14 protein-coding genes and 1 pseudogene are annotated in these 16936 nt (G+C 74.5%); 11 read left to right on the forward strand and 4 right to left on the reverse strand.

The window, feature by feature from the left end; translation table 11 throughout:
* Positions 1–483, reverse strand: a pseudogene (locus C5N14_RS27915) (hypothetical protein); the annotation flags it as partial.
* A gap of 163 nt (positions 484–646) precedes the next feature.
* On the opposite strand from C5N14_RS27915, the gene C5N14_RS27920 reads away from it, so the two are divergent.
* From C5N14_RS27920 to C5N14_RS27955, 8 genes are all read left to right on the forward strand, one after another.
* Entirely contained in the window at positions 647–2638 is a 1992-nt protein-coding gene (locus C5N14_RS27920; RefSeq protein WP_117672351.1) for a TIGR03960 family B12-binding radical SAM protein, read from the forward strand.
* Positions 2639–2809: 171 nt separating this feature from the next.
* A complete protein-coding gene (locus C5N14_RS27925) occupies positions 2810–3523 on the forward strand; it encodes a TIGR03936 family radical SAM-associated protein (RefSeq protein ID WP_117672353.1) in 714 nt (237 codons plus the stop codon).
* Positions 3524–3661: 138 nt separating this feature from the next.
* Positions 3662–6862, forward strand: coding sequence for an Rne/Rng family ribonuclease (locus tag C5N14_RS27930; RefSeq protein WP_117672355.1), 3201 nt, complete (start codon positions 3662–3664; stop codon positions 6860–6862).
* Positions 6863–6983: 121 nt separating this feature from the next.
* Positions 6984–7502, forward strand: coding sequence for a hypothetical protein (locus C5N14_RS27935; protein WP_117672357.1), 519 nt, complete (start codon positions 6984–6986; stop codon positions 7500–7502).
* Positions 7503–7793: 291 nt separating this feature from the next.
* Positions 7794–8108 (forward strand): 50S ribosomal protein L21, encoded by a 315-nt coding sequence (rplU, locus tag C5N14_RS27940; RefSeq protein WP_117672360.1) that lies wholly within the window; start codon positions 7794–7796, stop codon positions 8106–8108.
* Positions 8109–8119: 11 nt separating this feature from the next.
* Complete coding sequence (rpmA, locus tag C5N14_RS27945; protein ID WP_101412393.1) at positions 8120–8374, forward strand: 50S ribosomal protein L27; 255 nt, start codon at positions 8120–8122, stop codon at positions 8372–8374.
* 94 nt (positions 8375–8468) lie between these two features.
* Complete coding sequence (gene obgE / locus C5N14_RS27950) at positions 8469–9932, forward strand: GTPase ObgE (RefSeq protein ID WP_117672362.1); 1464 nt, start codon at positions 8469–8471, stop codon at positions 9930–9932.
* Between the two features lie 107 nt (positions 9933–10039).
* The gene (locus C5N14_RS27955) at positions 10040–10489 is read left to right on the forward strand and encodes a GNAT family N-acetyltransferase (RefSeq protein ID WP_117672364.1); all 450 of its coding nucleotides are present in this window, start codon (positions 10040–10042) and stop codon (positions 10487–10489) included.
* A 39-nt stretch (positions 10490–10528) separates the two neighbouring features.
* Here C5N14_RS27955 and C5N14_RS27960 read toward each other — a convergent pair whose 3' ends face one another.
* Both C5N14_RS27960 and C5N14_RS27965 read right to left on the reverse strand, forming a co-directional pair.
* A complete protein-coding gene (locus tag C5N14_RS27960) occupies positions 10529–10999 on the reverse strand; it encodes a DUF4383 domain-containing protein (protein WP_117672366.1) in 471 nt (156 codons plus the stop codon).
* Positions 11000–11347: 348 nt separating this feature from the next.
* Positions 11348–12439 (reverse strand): glycosyltransferase family 2 protein, encoded by a 1092-nt coding sequence (locus C5N14_RS27965; protein ID WP_243640111.1) that lies wholly within the window; start codon positions 12437–12439, stop codon positions 11348–11350.
* Between the two features lie 250 nt (positions 12440–12689).
* On the opposite strand from C5N14_RS27965, the gene C5N14_RS27970 reads away from it, so the two are divergent.
* The gene (locus C5N14_RS27970; RefSeq protein ID WP_117672370.1) at positions 12690–13094 is read left to right on the forward strand and encodes a hypothetical protein; all 405 of its coding nucleotides are present in this window, start codon (positions 12690–12692) and stop codon (positions 13092–13094) included.
* A gap of 224 nt (positions 13095–13318) precedes the next feature.
* Here the strand turns inward: C5N14_RS27970 and C5N14_RS27975 are convergent, their stop codons facing one another.
* Positions 13319–13537: a DUF397 domain-containing protein gene (locus C5N14_RS27975; RefSeq protein WP_067312494.1), complete on the reverse strand. Its 219-nt coding sequence runs from the start codon at positions 13535–13537 to the stop codon at positions 13319–13321.
* A 67-nt stretch (positions 13538–13604) separates the two neighbouring features.
* Here C5N14_RS27975 and pepN point away from each other — a divergent pair, with 67 nt between their 5' ends.
* Entirely contained in the window at positions 13605–16121 is a 2517-nt protein-coding gene (gene pepN, locus C5N14_RS27980; RefSeq protein ID WP_117672372.1) for an aminopeptidase N, read from the forward strand.
* 116 nt (positions 16122–16237) lie between these two features.
* Positions 16238–16834, forward strand: a complete 597-nt coding sequence (gene nadD / locus C5N14_RS27985; protein WP_117672374.1) for a nicotinate-nucleotide adenylyltransferase — start codon at positions 16238–16240, stop codon at positions 16832–16834.
* The last annotated feature ends 102 nt before the right edge of the window (positions 16835–16936 follow it).

Here is a 16936-nt window from a genome sequence, read left to right on the forward strand (position 1 = left end):
CGGGGTGGCCTCGACCGCGGTGGGGTCCGGGCCGGTCGGCCGCGGGGCGGTGTCGGCCGGCGGGGCCGGGATGACCGGCTCGGGCCGGGTTCCCGGGGCCGGGTCGGGGTCGACGCGGGTGGGCTCCGGCGGGGCCGGCGCCTCGGCCGTCGGCCGGGAGTCGCCGACCGGGGTGGTCGCGTCGGGAGCGTCGCCGACCGGGGCGCCGGCGGAACCGGCCGGGTCGGGGGCGTCACCCGCCGGGGTGGCGGCCTCCGTCGGGTCTGCGACGGGCACCGCCGTCGCGGCGGACGTGCCCTGCGGGGCTGCGAACGGCACCTCCGCGTCGGCGGGCGGCTCGGCGGCGCCGCGCGGGTCCGGCGCGGCGGGCGACGGTTCGGGGGAGGGGGGCGACTCGCCGGCGACGGTCGGATCCTGGTCCCGGTCGGCGGCCGGGGTGCCCCCGTCGGCCGGTCGATCTGCTCCCGGCTGCGGGTGCGGCATCGCGGCAATCTCCTCTCGCGCCGGTCCGAGGTTAGTACCGGCGTGCCACCGACGGCGATCCGCCCGCGTCCCGGGCGGCGGGCCCGGTCCTCCCCGGGGCGGGACCGGACGCGCGGCGGATGCGACGCGGCGGCCGGTGGACGGACGCGTACCCTTGGGCATCATGAGCGTCCCGTCCACCACCCCGCGCCCCGCCGCGGCCAACTCCGTCTGGCCCCGGCTGGAGCCGCTGCTGCCCCAGGTGACCAAGCCCATCCAGTACGTCGGTGGCGAGCTGGGCGCGGTGGTCAAGGACTGGGACGCGGCGACCGTCCGCTGGGCGTTGATGTACCCCGACGCGTACGAGGTCGGGCTGCCCAACCAGGGCGTGCAGATCCTGTACGAGGTCCTCAACGAGCTGCCCGACGTGCTCGCCGAGCGGACGTACGCGGTCTGGCCCGACCTGGAGAAGCTGATGCGCGCGCACGGCGTGCCGCAGTTCACCGTCGACGCCCACCGCGCGGTGCGCGACTTCGACGTGTTCGGTGTCTCCTTCTCCACCGAGCTGGGCTACACCAACCTGCTCACCGCGATCGACCTGGCCGGCATCCCGCTGTTCGCGGCGGACCGCACCGACGCCGACCCGGTGATCGTGGCCGGCGGGCACGCCGCGTTCAACCCGGAGCCGATCGCCGACTTCGTCGACGCCGCCGTGCTCGGCGACGGCGAGGAGGCGGTCCTGGAGATCACCACGATCGTCCGGGAGTGGAAGGCCGAGGGCTCCCCGGGCGGGCGCGACGAGCTGCTGCTGCGGCTGGCCCGCACCGAGAGCGTCTACGTGCCGCGCTTCTACGACGTGGACTACCTGCCCGACGGGCGGATCCAGCGGGTCGTGCCGAACCGGGCGGACGTGCCGTTCCGGGTGCACAAGCGCACGACGATGGACCTGGACGCCTGGCCGTACCCGAAGAAGCCCCTGGTCCCGCTCGCCGAGACCGTGCACGAGCGGTACGCGGTGGAGATCTTCCGGGGCTGCACCCGGGGCTGCCGGTTCTGCCAGGCCGGCATGATCACCCGGCCGGTCCGGGAACGGTCGATCACCACGGTGGGGCAGATGGTGCAGCAGGGGCTGGAGTTCTCCGGCTTCCACGAGGTGGGCCTGCTGTCGCTGTCCTCGGCCGACCACTCCGAGATCGGCGACATGTGCTCCGGCCTGGCCGAGCAGTACGCGGGCACCAACGTGTCGCTGTCGCTGCCGTCGACCCGGGTGGACGCGTTCAACATCGACCTGGCCCAGGAGTTGTCCCGCAACGGGCGGCGCACCGGCCTGACCTTCGCCCCCGAGGGCGGGTCGGAGCGGATCCGCAAGGTGATCAACAAGATGGTGTCGGAGGAGGACCTCATCCGCACCGTCGTCACCGCGTACACCAACGGCTGGCGGCAGGTGAAGCTCTACTTCATGTGCGGCCTGCCCACCGAGACGGACTCCGACGTGCTCCAGATCGCCCGGATGGCCCACGAGGTCATCAAGGCGGGCCGGGCCGCCACCGGCTCGAAGGACATCCGCTGCACGGTCTCCATCGGCGGGTTCGTGCCGAAGCCGCACACCCCGTTCCAGTGGGCGGCGATGGAGCGGCCGGAGGTCATCGACCACCGGCTGAAGCTGCTCAAGCAGGAGATCAACTCGGACCGCTCGCTCGGCCGGGCGATCGGCTTCCGCTACCACGACGGCGAGCCGTCGCTGATCGAGGGCCTGCTCAGCCGCGGCGACCGCCGGGTCGGCGCGGTGATCCGCCGGGTCTGGGAGAACGGCGGCCGGTTCGACGGCTGGAGCGAGCACTTCTCGTACCAGCGCTGGGTGGACGCCGCCGCCGAGGTGCTGCCGGCCTTCGGCGTGGACCTGGACTGGTACACCACCCGGGAGCGCGACGAGCTGGAGGTCCTGCCCTGGGACCACCTGGACTCGGGCCTGGACAAGGACTGGCTCTGGCAGGACTGGCAGGACTCGCTGTCCGAGTACGAGCAGGACGACTGCCGGTGGACCCCGTGCTTCGACTGCGGGGTCTGCCCGTCCATGGACACCGAGATCCAGATCGGCCCGACGGGCAAGAAGCTGCTCCCGCTCACCCCGATCAACGGCGCCGGCATGAAGGTGCCCACCCCCACCCACCCCTGACCCACGGCCGGCCCTGTCGCCCGCTGCGTTGACCAGGTAGGTGTCGTCACGGTCACGGCGTGTCGGCGACGGCACCCGCCCGACCAACCGGTTCTGAGTCCGAGGAGCACGACGATCAGCAGGAAACCACAGCCGGAGGGCGGCCAGGCCCCGGTCGTCCAGCGTGTCCGGATCCGGTACGCCAAGCGTGGACCGCTGCGGTTCACCTCGCACCGCGACTTCGCCCGTGCCTTCGAGCGGGCGCTGCGCCGGGCGGGCGTACCGATCGCCTTCTCGCAGGGCTTCACCCCACATCCCAAGATCTCCTACGCCAGTGCCGCCCCGACCGGCGTGGCCAGCGAGGCGGAGTACCTCGAGATCGGGCTCCGCGAGCCGGTCGACCCGGAGCGGCTACGGGCCGCGCTGGACGCCGCCCTCTCGCCCGGCCTCGACGTCCTGGACGCCGTCGTCGCCTCCGGCGGCGGTCTTGCCGACCGGATCGAGGCGTCGCACTGGCGTATCGAGTTGCCGGAGGTCGACCCGGCCGTGCTGGGACGCGCGGTGGCCGCCTTCACCGCCGCCGAGGAGGTCCAGGTCGAGCGGCTGACCAAACAGGGACGGCGTACCTTCGACGCCCGTGCGGCAGTCATCAGCATCGATGTGATCGCCCCTCTGCGGACGCCTTCCGGGGCCGCGGCCGTACCGTGTGCGATACTCGAACTGGTCGTCCGGCAGGTCACCCCGTCCGTACGACCCGATGACGTCCTTTCCGGCCTCCGCGCGGTGGCCGACCTGGAGCCGCCGGTGTCACCGAGGGTGATCCGGCTGGCGCAGGGCACGTTGACCGCGCAGGGCGCGATCGTGGATCCGTTGGACGCGGATCGCGACGGGGCAGCCATCGTATGAGCGTTGACCGTCGGTCAGCGTTCAGGCAGGCAGACTTCGGCGGTCGCGCACCTCGCGCGCCCGGCGGAAACACTTTTGCGGCGACCCTGCGTGGCAGCGCTCAACCGCGCCCGGGGCAGCCAGAACTGGAGAACGTCCATGCTCGAGAACGAGCCCGAGGGCGGCGAACGGACCGGTTCACAGCCGGCCGGCGAGACCGCTGACCGCACCACCACCGACGCCGGTGGCACCGTCACCGGCGCCGCCGAGGGTGCCGCCCCGGTCGGCGGCCCCACCGCCGCCCAGCAGGCGCCCGGTGGGGAACCGGCCACCGAGGCGCCGGCCACCCCGCCCCGTAAGCGGGCCACCCGGCGGCGGGCCGCCCCGCTGAACCAGCCGGAGCGGACCGACGCGCCGGTGGAGGCGTCCACCTCCGCCGGCTCGACCAGCGGCGAGGCCCCCCAGGCCGAGGTCTTCGCCCCGATCGCCGGTGAGCTGGAGGAGGCCCCGAAGACGCCGCGCCGCCGCCGCAAGGCGACCCCGGCGAAGGCGGCGGAGGCAGCGGAGGAACCGGTCGTCGCGGCCGGCGCGGTGGAGGCGTCCGCCGAGGTCGTACCCCCGGTGAAGGTGACCCGGACCCGCCGCCGCAAGGCCACCGCGCCCGCGGCGGAGGCCCCGGCCGAGCCCACCGTGGAGGCGGCCACCGCCCCGGCGGAGGCGTCGTCCGCGCCCGCCGCCGACCGGACCACGTCCGCGCCCGAGCCGGCCGAGGCGCCGGTCGACGGCGCGGCGCCGGCCGAGGAGGAGGCCGACGAGGCCGCCCGGGCCGCCGAGGCGCAGGCCGACCGCCCGGCCACCGCCGGCACCCGGTCCAGGGGCGCGCAGAGGCGTGCCGGGGAGGTCCCGCCCGGCGTGGCCGTGCCCGCCGGGCCGCCGGCCAGGACGGCCGAGCCCGTCGAGGCGGCCGAGCCGGCCGAGGCGACCGAGCCAGCTGAGCCGAAGACCCGGCGGCGTCGGGCCGCGCTCTCCGCGCCGACCGTGCTCTTCATGGCCCCCCAGCCGGAGGAGACCCCGGTCGTCCGGGTCGTGGTGCCCGTCGTGACCGAGGAGGAGCCGGCCGAGGAGCCGGTCGAGCCGACCCGCCGGCGTCGCCGCGGTCGCCGCGAGGCCGAGCCGGCCGAGGCCGTCGAGGTGGCGGAGGCCGTCGAGGAGCCCGCCGTCGAGGAGGCCGACGAGGCCGCCGAGGGCGAAGAGGACGAGGACGAGGACGAGACCGCCGCCGGCCGTCGGCGCCGCCGGCGTGGCCGCCGGGGCCGGGGCCGGGGCAAGGGTGGCGCGGAAGACTCCGACGACGAGGACGCCGAGGAGGCGGCCCAGGCCGAGGAGGAGGCCGCCGAGGCTGAGGCTGAGGCCGAGGGGGACGAGGACGAGGGCGAGGAGAACGGGGACGGGGACGGGCTGACCCGGCGCCGCCGCCGTCGTCGGCGGCGGGGCGCCGGGGAGAACGACGGAGGGGCCGACGACGGCGTGCCCACCGTCGTGAAGATCCGCGAGCCGCGCAAGGCCGTCGACGAGGTGCAGGGCGTCTCCGGGTCGACCCGGCTGGAGGCGAAGCGGCAGCGCCGCCGCGACGGCCGGGAGCAGCGGCGGACCCGTCCGCCGATCCTCAGCGAGTCGGAGTTCCTGGCCCGCCGCGAGGCGGTCGACCGGGTGATGGCGGTGCGCCAGCGCGGCGACCGCACCCAGATCGCCGTTCTGGAGGACGGCGTGCTGGTCGAGCACTACGTCACCCGCAACTCCTCCGGCACGATGGCCGGCAACGTCTACCTCGGCAAGGTGCAGAACGTCCTGCCGAGCATGGAGGCGGCCTTCGTCGACGTGGGCCGGGGTCGCAACGCCGTGCTGTACGCGGGCGAGGTGAACTGGGACACCACGGGCCTGGAGGGTCGGGCCCGCTCGATCGAGCACGCCCTCAAGTCCGGCGACTCGGTGCTGGTGCAGGTCACCAAGGACCCGATCGGGCACAAGGGCGCCCGGCTGACCAGCCACATCGCCCTGTCCGGCCGGCACCTGGTGTACGTGCCGAACGGCAACGCCTCCGGCATCAGCCGCAAGCTGCCCGACACCGAGCGCAAGCGGCTGCGCGACGTGCTCAAGAAGCTGGTCCCCGACGGCGCGGGCGTGATCGTCCGGACCGCCGCCGAGGGGGCGAGCGAGGACGAGCTGGCCCGCGACGTCAAGCGGCTCCAGGCCCAGTGGGAGGACATCCAGGCCAAGGCGGCCGAGGGCGGCGCCCCGGTGCTGCTCTACGAGGAGCCGGACCTGGTCATCCGGGTCGTGCGGGACCTGTTCAACGAGGACTTCCGCGAGCTGGTGATCGAGGGCGACGAGTCGTACGGGATGGTCGATTCGTACCTTTCGCACGTCTCGCCGGACCTGGTCGACCGGGTGCGCCGGTACGTCGGCACCAGCGACGTGTTCGCCGAGTACCGGATCGACGAGCAGATCCTCAAGGGTCTGGACCGGAAGGTCTTCCTGCCCTCCGGCGGTCACCTGGTGATCGACCGGACCGAGGCGATGACCGTGGTCGACGTCAACACCGGCAAGTACACCGGCGCGGGCGGCAACCTGGAGGAGACGGTCACCCGCAACAACCTGGAGGCGGCGGAGGAGATCGTCCGCCAGCTCCGGCTGCGGGACATCGGCGGCATCGTGGTGATCGACTTCATCGACATGGTGCTGGAGTCGAACCGCGAGCTGGTGCTGCGTCGGCTCACCGAGTGCCTGGGCCGGGACCGCACCAAGCACCAGGTCACCGAGATCACCTCGCTGGGCCTGGTGCAGATGACCCGCAAGCGGATCGGCGCGGGGCTGCTGGAGGCGTTCAGCGAGACCTGCGACTGCTGCAAGGGCCGTGGCGTGGTCATCCACACCGAGCCGGTGCCGGAGAAGCCGCGTTCCGGGGGCGCGGGGGAGAAGGTCAAGGCGGTCGCCTCGGCCGTCACCACCCCCGCCCCGGCCGAGCAGGTCGGTGGGGCACCGTCGCGGCGGCGGGCCCGCAAGAGCGCCACGCCGGAGCGCGCGGTGGTCGAGGTGGCCGAGGTGACCGAGGCTCCCGAGGTGCCGGGTGCGAGCGCGGACGCCGAGTACCACGACACCATGGGCTACGACCTGTCCCGGTACGAGGCGGACACGGCTGCCGCGCCGGCCGTGCTGGACAGCCAGCAGGGCGAGTCCGCCCGGCTGGCCGGGGCCGACGACCCGGACGCCCTGGGCGACGAGGCCGACGGCGACAACGAGGGCGGTGTCGGCCGGCGCCGGTCCCGCCGGGGCGGTACCCGGCGGCGCACCCGCCCGTGACCGGCTGACCTCCCGCGCGTCCGACAGGGCCCCTCCCCCGGCAACAGCACCGGTGGGCGGGGCCCTGTCGGTCTTCCCGGCCCCGGTTAGGATCGGCCACCCCCCGGTCAGGAGAAGAAGAATGCGTCGTCTGCTCGCCCTCACCGTCGCCGTGGCGGTCCTGTCCGCCGGGGCGGCCTGCTCCGCCGAGCGCTCCGGTTCCGAGCCCGGACCGAGCGGTTCACCGCCGGCGGCCGGGGCCACCCCGGGGGCGGCGGGAGCCGGGCCGGGCGCGGCCGGTGGGTCGCCCGGGCCGAGCGGGCCGGCCGGCGGGAACGGCCCGGAGGTCTGCGCCACCGCCCAGCAGGCCAGCGGCGCGGCGGTCCGCACGTACGTGGCGGAGCTGGGCCGGATGATCGGCGCGGTCGGGGCGAACGACAGCGCGACGGCGGAGGCCGCCCGGAAGCGGGCCGAGGCCGCGCTGGCCGGCTGGCGCACCGCGCTGCGGCAGCAGTCCGCCCGGGCCACCGACCCGCAGCTCAGGACGCTGCTGGCCGACCTGGCCAGCGAGGTCGGCACCCTGGGCACCGACGTGGACGCGATCGACGAGGAGGAGCTGGACAAGCTCCAGCAGCGCCTCGACCAGCTCTGCGCCCGCTGAGGGGCGGGGCCTCTTCCGCACCGCCCGGAGAGGGGCCGCCCGGTCCCGGTGGCCGCCAGCGCCCGTCCGGGTCCCGGTGGCCGCCCGCGTCCGTCCTGGTCCCGGTGACCGGCGGGAACGCCGGGAACGGGGAGCCCCGTTTGGGCGTGGGCCCGCCGATGGCGTAGGCTATCTTGCGGCGCACTTTGGTGTGCCGAGTTCCCCCGTGCCCGCGCCGCCGTGCCTCTGCTACCCGGCGAGCCGCCGAGGGAACGACCGCCAGCAGCCTCAACGACAGGGAGTCCGCCTCCGATGTACGCGATCGTCAAGACCGGCGGCAAGCAGTACAAGGTCGCCGAGGGCGACGTGATCGAGGTCGAGAAGCTCGCCGGTGCCCCCGGCGACGCGGTGAAGCTCACCGCGGTGCTCCTCGTCGACGGTGACGACCTGGTGACCGACGCGACGAAGCTTGCCGATGTCGCGGTGTCCGGCGAGATCGCCGCGCACACCAAGGGCCCGAAGATCAAGATCCACAAGTTCAAGAACAAGACCGGCTACCACAAGCGCCAGGGTCACCGTCAGCCGCTGACCCAGGTCAAGGTGACCGGCATCTCCAGCGGGAAGTAGGTCGTCCTCAGATGGCTCACAAAAAGGGTGCGTCCAGCTCGCGCAACGGCCGTGATTCCGCGGCCCAGCGGCTCGGCGTGAAGCGCTTCGGTGGTCAGGTCGTCAGCGCGGGTGAGATCCTCATCCGGCAGCGTGGCACCAAGTTCCACCCCGGTGACCTGGTCGGCCGTGGTGGCGACGACACGCTCTTCGCGCTGGCCGCCGGCTCGGTCCAGTTCGGCACCAGGCGCGGTCGCAAGACCGTCAGCATCGTGCCGCAGCAGTAGTTCGAAGGCGTCGCGGGCCGCGGACCGGTAGGTCCCGGCCCGCTTTGCCTTTTTCTCGTACGCGCGGGCGCATCCCGCCGGAAGGATTGACGACGTGACGATGTTCGTGGACCGGGTCGTCCTGCACCTGCAGGCCGGCGACGGCGGGCACGGCTGTGTCTCGATCCACCGGGAGAAGTTCAAGCCTTTCGGCGGCCCGGACGGCGGCAACGGCGGGCACGGCGCCAGCGTGACCATGGTCGTCGACCCGCAGGTGCACACCCTGCTCGACTTCCACTTCCACCCGCACGTCAAGGCCGAGAACGGCAAGGGCGGCGCGGGCTCGAACCGGGACGGCGCGAACGGGCGTCAGCTGGTGCTCAAGGTGCCCAACGGCACCGTCGTGCAGACCCCGGACGGCGAGGTACTGGCCGACCTGGTCGGCGCCGGCACCACCTTTGAGGTGGCCCGGGGTGGCCGGGGTGGCCGGGGCAACGCCTCGCTGGCCAACGCCCGGCGCAAGGCCCCCGGCTTCGCCGAGTTGGGCGAGCCCGGCGACCAGCTCGACGTGGTGCTGGAGCTCAAGAGCGTCGCCGACGTGGGCCTGGTCGGCTTCCCGTCGGCCGGCAAGTCGTCGCTGATCTCGGTCATCTCGGCGGCCAGGCCGAAGATCGCCGACTACCCGTTCACCACGCTGGTGCCCAACCTGGGCGTGGTCCGGGTCGACAACCACACCTTCACCGTCGCCGACGTGCCCGGCCTGATCCCCGGGGCGGCCACCGGCAAGGGCCTCGGGCTGGAGTTCCTCCGGCACGTCGAGCGCTGCGCGGTGCTGGTGCACGTGATCGACACCGCCACCCTGGAGCCCGGCCGGGACCCGCTGGCCGACATCGACTCCATCGAGGCCGAGCTCGCCGAGTACGGCGGGCTCGCCGACCGGCCCCGCCTGGTCGCCCTCAACAAGGTCGACGTGCCGGACGGCCGGGACCTCGCCGAGATCGTCCGCCCCGACCTGGAGGCCCGCGGCCTGCGGGTCTTCGAGGTTTCCGCGGCCACCCGCGAGGGCCTCAAGGAGCTGATGTTCGCCATGGCGGAGCTGGTCGAGCAGGGCCGCGCCGCCGCGCCGCCGGCCGAGCCGACCCGGATCGTCATCCGCCCGAAGGCGGTCGACGACACCGGCTTCACCATTGAGGCGGAGCCGGACGGCTCGTTCACCGTCCGGGGCGTCCGGCCGGAGCGCTGGGTGCGGCAGACGAACTTCGACAACGACGAGGCCGTGGGGTACCTGGCCGACCGGCTGGCCCGCCTCGGCGTCGAGGACAAGCTGGCCCGGGCCGGGGCGAACCCCGGCGACCTGGTGCGGATCGGCGAGCGCGAGTTCGACTGGCAGCCCACCCTCTACGCGGGCGTCGACTTCGTCCCGGGCAACCGGGGAACCGACGTGCGGCTGGAGGAGAAGTCGTCCCGGGCCTCGGCCGCCGACCGGCTCGCCGCGCGCAAGGCCCGCCGGCAGCGACCGGCCGACGAGTTGGCCACCGGCGCGGCGGACGACGAGTCCGACGCCGACCTCGACGAATAGCCCCGGCGGTCCGGGCAGGCGGCCCGACGACGAACCGCTCGCTGGGCTCCGCCGCCGGGTCGCCCGCCGGAAACCTGGAGGAAATCCGGCCGGCCTACGGTCTCGGGATGCTGATCGAATCGCGGCCCACCACCGACCCGGAGATCGCCGCTCTGGTCACGGCGCAGCAGCGGGAGCTGCGGGAGGCCGACGGCGGCCTGGACGGGCAGGTGACCGTCACCCACGACGACATCCGCTACCTCGCGGTCGTGGCCGCCGGCCGGGCCGTCGCCTGCGGCGGCATCCAGGAGCTCGACCCGCGCACCGGGGAGCTGAAGCGGATGTACGTCCGACCCGCGTACCGGGGGCGGGGGATCGCCCGGCAGTTGCTGGCCGCCCTGGAGGAGCTGGCCTTCCAACAGGGGTACGCCGAGATCCGGCTGGAGACCGGCAGCTACCTGCCGGCCGCCATCGGCCTCTACACCTCCGGCGGGTACGCCCCGATCCCGGTGTACGGCGAGTACGTCGCCAACCCGTACAGCCGTTGCTTCGCCAAGCGCCTTCCGGTCGCGGCCTGAGGCCCGTACCCGCGGTGGTGTCGAACCGCCCGGGGGCGGTCAGGGACGGTCGATCGGGTTGTCCAGCCGGCCGCCCGTGCCGGCCCGCTCGGACAGCAGCAGGCCCAGGACGAGCATGCCGAAGCCGAGCGCCAGGTGCAGCCAGTTGTCCGCGCCGTTGAGCGGGACGAAGTTGGCCGCGCTGTGCTCGGCGGAGAACTCGATGGCGAACCCGTAGAGCCAGAGCCCGAGGTAGATCGCCCCGCCGCCGGCCAGGAAGAGCCGCGCGCCGCCGACGCTGCGGGCCAGGACCAGCCCCGCCAGCCCGAAGATCAGGTGCAGGGCGTTGTGCAGGATCGACACCTGGAACAGGTCGAACAGCTTCGCGCCGGAGGTGTGCCCGGCGAAGGTCAGATCGTCGTACCCGGTGGTGACGCGGGGGACGAAGCCGAGCACGCCGAGCAGGATGAACAGCGCGGCCACCGCGGCGGCGGCCTGCCGCACCCGGGGCTTGGGGGTCCCGTGCGCCATCGCTGTCACCTCCGTGGATCGGCAGCTCCCGACGATCCTCCATTCTGTGTGCGCGCTCACACACTCCGCAGAGAAATCAGGAATCAGGTATGGAGGGCCGGACCGGGGGTAGGTCAAAAAGACGCCGGCGGTATCAACCTCTACGGTCAGGCACGCGACCAGCTTGTCGGCCAGACCGGTGAGCGGCAGCGCCGGGCCGCCGGCGGGCTGCGCTCGCTGGCCGACGAGATGCGCTCGCTGGCACAGCAGGGCGGTCAGGCCGGCCCGGTGACCGAGCTGGACCACCAGGCCGCCGACCGGGTCAACGGCCGCGAGCTGTCGGGTACGGGTGCGGGTGCGTGGGCCCCGCTACGCCTCGGGCGTCGACCGGGCGTTCCGCCTCGCCCGCAGGGCGCCGGGGGAGTTGGCGGCGCGGGTGATGCGGGCCCCGGCGTAGGGCACGCCGCCCAGCCCCCGGTGGGCGACGGCGAGCCACGAGCAGACGCCGCGCTCAACCAGCCACAGCGGGGCGGCCAGCGCCGCCGTGTGGGGGAAGACCCGCGCCCCGCCGGCCCGGCGGCGACCCACCTCGGCGAGCGCCACCACGGCCACCGCCGCGCCGAGCAGCAGGCCGGGCCGGCGGGCCACCAGCGCGGCCAGCACGGCGGGCAGCACCGCCAGCGAGGCCGCCAGCCGCGCCGGCTGGGCCAGGTCGTCGTACGCCTGGCGGACCCGCTGCCCGCGGAAGTGCGCGCCGTCCGGCGGGAGCCGGCGGACGTACAGCCCGGGCGGGGCCGCCTCGGTGCCCCCGTACGCCCGCACGGTGCGGACCAGCTCCAGGTTCTCGAAGAGCACGTCCGGGTCGTACCCGCCCATCGCGACGAAGGTGCTCCGGCGCACGGCCAGGGTGCCCGGCCAGTCCGCGCCGAGGGCGCGGTTGAGCAGGATCCGGCCGGTGTCCCACCAGGCGTGCCAGGGCACCGGGTCGAAGTGGTTCTGCGGGCGGACCAGGTCGACGCCGTCGAGCAGCCGGTGCGCGGCGCGCAGCCCCGCCTCGTCGTAGCGGACGTCGTCGTCGGCGATGACCACATGCTCGTGCCGGGCCGCCGCCACCCCGGTCAACACCCCGACGACCTTGCCGTTGCCGCCGCGCACCGCCGGGTCGGGGGCGAGGTGGCGTACCAGGCCCCGCCACGCGGCGGCGTGCCGGGCGAAGACGTCGGGGGCGGAGCCGTCGACCACGGTCACGTCGACGAGGCGGCCCAGTCCGCGCAGGTAGCCGGTCAGCTCGGCCAGCCCGGCGTCGCCGGACCAGCGCAGCGGCAGGACGTACTCGACGGGGAGCCGGCGGCGGACCGGGGCGGCGTCCGCGAGGCCCCCCGGCCGGCCCACCGCCCGTGCCGCGTCCGCCCCGTCGGGGACGGCGGCCCGCCGGCCGGCCGCGCTGACGTCGAAGGGCACCGGTGCCTCCCGTGGTGTCGATCGGCCGGGGCCGCAGTGGATGCCCGCATCCCGGCTGGCCAAACGCCCGGCGCTCGGCCGGAACATGTCGCTGTGGCGGCCGGACCTTCAGCATCCCGCACGTCGCCGGCCCGGGGAGGGGCCAGCGGATCCGCGCCCGGCTGGCCCCTCCCCGGGCGGCGGAAACCTGGTTCGCTGGATCGCACGGGCCGACGGGCGGCCCGCGGTCGGCGAGGACGGGGAGGACCGCATGCGGGAGAACGGGTCGCGGCGCTGGCGGGAGCGGCGGGCGGTCGACGGGTTGGGCGTCGGCCCGGCGGGCGGCGGGATCGGCGTACCGGACCGCCCGCTGCTCGCCCCGCCCCGGCGGCAGACGCCGCCGCGCCACTTCACGGTGCACCTCGGGTTCGCGGCCGACGGCACCGACCGGGCCCGCGAGCTGGCCGTCGCGTACGCGGAGGGGCTGAGCGTGCTCCGCCCCGAGCTGGCCCTCGGGGCCGCCGCGTTGTCCCCGGCCGACGCCTGGCACCGGGCCGAGCGGCTGTTCTGCGGGGCGGTCGGCCCGGACCGCGAGCGGTGTGCCGACGTGGCCGGCCATCCCGGCTTCCACCACGCGCCGGGCCCGGGCGGCCTGGGCTGGGGGGATGGCGACTGAGCGGGGCCAGGCGAGGTGCGGCTACTGCGTCGAGGCGGTCGGCAACCTGCCCGGGCTGACCGTCGCCTGCCCCGTCGGCAGCGGTGTGGCGACCCGATCGGGGTGCGCCACCCCGCCGCCGACGGGAGGTCGACGTCGCGGGTGACCAGCCGTCACATCGACTGGCCTGTCCCGACCGGCCGTCGCGCCGACCGGCCTGTCTCGACTGGCCTGTCTCGATCGGCTCAGTCCAGGTCGAACTCGCCGTCCTGGGCGCCGGCGACGAAGGCGTCCCACTCGGCCTGGGTGAAGACGAGCACGGGGCCGTCCGGCTCGGCGGAGTTGCGCATGCCGATCAGATCATCGACGAAGGCCACCTCGACCGCGCTGTCCGAGGTGTCGCCCTCGGCCCGTTGCCAGACCGCCCGGGACAGGTCGAAGTCGCCCTTGGGGTGCTGACCCATTGTTGATTCCTCCATTGCAGAGCGTATCGGGAAGCAAGTGTGGTTCCCCATCGGGCAGGATAAGCGGATGCCGAGCCTGAGCCATGTAGAGGCGACCGCGCGTGGCGCGTTGATTACCGTCGAGTCCTACCAGGTGGACCTCGACGTGACGGGAAGCGACGAGCGGTTCCGCTCGCACACCACGATCAGCTTCCGGGCGACCCCCGGGGCGGAGACGTTCGTCGAGGTCAGCCCCGCGAGACTGCGGGCCGTACGCCTGAACGGCCGGGACCTCGATCCCGGGACCCTCGTGGACAACCGGCTTGCGCTGGCCGGGCTGGCCGAGGCCAACACGCTTGTCGTCGAGGCCGAGATGGCGTACTCGAACACCGGCGAGGGGCTGCACCGGTTCGTCGACCCCGCCGACGGCGAGACGTACCTGTACGCCATGTCCTTCCTGGACAACGCCCAGCGCGTCTTCGCCGCCTTCGACCAGCCGGACCTGAAGGCCCCGGTCACCCTCGCCGTCACCGCCCCTGCGGAGTGGACGGTCGCGGCCAACGGCGAGCTGGCCGCCAACCCCCGGCCGGGGCGTTGGGAGTTCGCCCCGACGGCCCCGCTGGCGCCGTACCTGGTCACGCTGATCGCCGGGCCGTGGCACGTGCGCCGGGCCGAGCACGACGGCGTCCCGCTGGGCCTCTGGTGCCGGCGGTCGCTGGCGGAGCACCTGGACGCCGACGCCGAGGAGATCCTCACCGTCACCCGGCAGTGCCTGGACCGGTTCCACGAGCTGTTCGCCGAGCGCTACCCGTTCGGCAAGTACGACCAGGCGTTCGTGCCGGAGTTCAACGCCGGCGCGATGGAGAACCCCGGCCTGGTGACCTTCCGCGACGACCTCGTCTTCCGCTCGGCGGTCACCGACACCCAGCGCGAGCAGCGGGCCACCACGATCGCCCACGAGATGGCGCACATGTGGTTCGGCGACCTGGTCACCATGCGCTGGTGGGACGACCTGTGGCTGAACGAGTCGTTCGCCGAGTACCTGGGCACCCGGGTCACCGCCGAGGCGACCCGGTTCGACCGGGCGTGGACCACCTTCGCGCTGCGCCGCAAGGGCTGGGGGTACGCGGCAGACCAGCGTCCGTCCACCCATCCCGTCGCGCCCGAGGAGGTCGCCGACTCGGCCCTGGCGTTGCTCAACTTCGACGGCATCTCGTACGCCAAGGGCGCCAGCGTGCTGCGTCAGCTCGTGGCGTGGGTGGGCGACGAGGCTTTCCTGGCCGGGCTGAACGCGCACTTCGCGGCGCACCGGTTCGGCAACGCCACCCTCGCCGACCTGCTCGGCGCCCTCTCCGCAGCCAGCGGCCGGGACCTGTCCGGCTGGGCCGGGCGCTGGCTGCGTCGGGCCCAGGTGAACACCCTGCGCGCCGAGGTCGCCGTCGACGCCGACGGCCGGTACGCGCAGGCGGCGATCGTGCAGACCGCCCCGGCCACCCACCCGGTGCTGCGCCCGCACCGGATCGGCGTCGACCGGTACGACGCCGACGGCACGGTCACCCGGGTCGAGGTCGACCTCGATCCGGACGCCGACGGGGGCCGGACGATCCTCGCCGGGCTGGTCGGCCAGCCGGCCGCCCGGCTGCTGCTGCCCAACGCCGGGGACCTCACCTTCGCCAAGATCCGTCTCGACCCCGCCTCGGCGGACGCCGTACCGCTGGTGCTGCCGACCGTGACCGACCCGTTGGCCCGGGCCCTGCTCTGGGGCGAGGCGCTGGACGCCGCCACCGACGGCGAGCGGCCGGTCGCCGGGCTGGTGGGGCTGGTCGACGCCGCGCTGCCGGGCGAGACCGAGGTGGTCATCGTCGAGGACGTGCTGCGGTCGGTCCGGCCGCTGGTCGACCGCTACCTCGACCCGCTGGCCCGGGAGGCGGCGCTGCTCCGGCTCGCCGGGGCCGGCGAGCGGATGCTCGCCACCGCCGGGGCGGGCGGGTCCCGGCAGTTGGCCGCCGCGCGGGCCCTGATCGACGCGACCACCGACGTCGACCTGCTGACCGGCTGGCTGGCCGGCCGGGGCGTGCCCGACGGGCTGGCCGTGGACACGGAGCTGCGCTGGTCGCTGCTCGGCCGGCTGGTGGTGCTCGGTGCGGCCGGGGAGGCCGAGATCGCCGCCGAGGCGGCGGCCGACCTGAGCGCCGCCGGCGCCGAGCGGGCCGCCCGGTGCCGGGCCGCGCTGCCCGACCCGGCTGCCAAGGCGGCGGCGTGGGAGATCGTGGTGCGCAACACCGAGCTGTCCGGTCGGCTGGTCGGGGCCGTCGCGGAGGGCTTCTGGCAGCCCGACCAGGCCGAGCTGACCGGCCCGTACGTGGCGCGGTACTTCGCCGACATGCCGGTGGCGTGGCCCCGGCGTACCGCCTGGGTCGCCGAGTCCGTCGCGCACCTGGCCTTCCCCCGGTACGCCGTGGCGCAGCCCACCCGGGACCTGGCGGCGGCGTTGCTGGCCCGCGACGACCTTCCCGCCGGCCTGCGTCGGGTGGTCACCGACCTGGACGACGACCTGCGCCGGGCACTGGTCGCCCGGACGGCCGTGGCCGCCGCCACTGCCTGAGCGGGGCCGGGCCCGCCCGCCCGGTCCGCCCCGGGTCGGGACCCGCCCTGGTCGGCGGGCGCGGCGCTGTCGCGGGGCCCGGTTCGGGCCGGTCGGGGCCGGCATACGATCTCCGGATGGAGGAAGACACCCGCCGGGTCGGGATCATGGGCGGCACCTTCGACCCGATCCACCACGGCCACCTGGTCGCCGCCAGCGAGGTGGCGGACCGGTTCGGGCTGGACGAGGTCGTCTTCGTGCCGACCGGGCAGCCGTGGCAGAAGGCGGACCAGCCGGTCACCCCGGCCGAGGACCGCTACCTGATGACGGTGATCGCCACCGCCTCCAACCCCCGGTTCCAGGTCAGCCGGGTGGACATCGACCGGGGCGGGCCGACGTACACCGTCGACACGCTGCGCGACCTGCACGCCCAGTACGGCCCGAAGGTGCAGCTCTACTTCATCACCGGGGCGGACGCGCTGGAGCGCATCCTGTCCTGGAAAGACCTGGACGAGATCTTCGAGCTGGCCCACTTCATCGGGGTCACCCGCCCCGGGTTCGAGCTGTCCGCCAAGCACCTCCCCGCCGACACCCTCAGCCTGGTGCAGGTGCCCGCGATGGCGATCTCGTCGACCGACTGCCGGGACCGGGTGGCCCGAGGGGAGCCGGTGTGGTACCTCGTGCCCGACGGTGTGGTGCAGTACATCGCGAAACGGCGACTCTATCTCGGCTGATCGCGCCGGATACATGCCATCTTGTCCGGGAAATCGGCCAGAACTGCCAAGTCGTCGCGCCGCCGGGTGTGAGACGCTTGGAGAGTCGCACGGTTGATCGAA

Source organism: Micromonospora sp. MW-13 (genome assembly GCF_003434305.1).
Classification (GTDB): Bacteria; Actinomycetota; Actinomycetes; order Mycobacteriales; family Micromonosporaceae; genus Micromonospora.

Excerpts from the sequence above, each read along its gene's own strand:
- C5N14_RS27920 (WP_117672351.1), top strand. The coding sequence starts at position 647 with ATGAGCGTCCCGTCCACCACCCCGCGCCCCGCCGCGGCCAACTCCGTC.
- C5N14_RS27930 (WP_117672355.1), top strand. The coding sequence starts at position 3,662 with ATGCTCGAGAACGAGCCCGAGGGCGGCGAACGGACCGGTTCACAGCCG.
- C5N14_RS27935 (WP_117672357.1), top strand. The coding sequence starts at position 6,984 with ATGCGTCGTCTGCTCGCCCTCACCGTCGCCGTGGCGGTCCTGTCCGCC.
- rplU (WP_117672360.1), top strand. The coding sequence starts at position 7,794 with ATGTACGCGATCGTCAAGACCGGCGGCAAGCAGTACAAGGTCGCCGAG.
- rpmA (WP_101412393.1), top strand. The coding sequence starts at position 8,120 with ATGGCTCACAAAAAGGGTGCGTCCAGCTCGCGCAACGGCCGTGATTCC.
- C5N14_RS27955 (WP_117672364.1), top strand. The coding sequence starts at position 10,040 with ATGCTGATCGAATCGCGGCCCACCACCGACCCGGAGATCGCCGCTCTG.
- C5N14_RS27960 (WP_117672366.1), bottom strand. The coding sequence starts at position 10,999 with ATGGCGCACGGGACCCCCAAGCCCCGGGTGCGGCAGGCCGCCGCCGCG.
- C5N14_RS27970 (WP_117672370.1), top strand. The coding sequence starts at position 12,690 with ATGCGGGAGAACGGGTCGCGGCGCTGGCGGGAGCGGCGGGCGGTCGAC.
- C5N14_RS27975 (WP_067312494.1), bottom strand. The coding sequence starts at position 13,537 with ATGGGTCAGCACCCCAAGGGCGACTTCGACCTGTCCCGGGCGGTCTGG.
- pepN (WP_117672372.1), top strand. The coding sequence starts at position 13,605 with ATGCCGAGCCTGAGCCATGTAGAGGCGACCGCGCGTGGCGCGTTGATT.
- nadD (WP_117672374.1), top strand. The coding sequence starts at position 16,238 with ATGGAGGAAGACACCCGCCGGGTCGGGATCATGGGCGGCACCTTCGAC.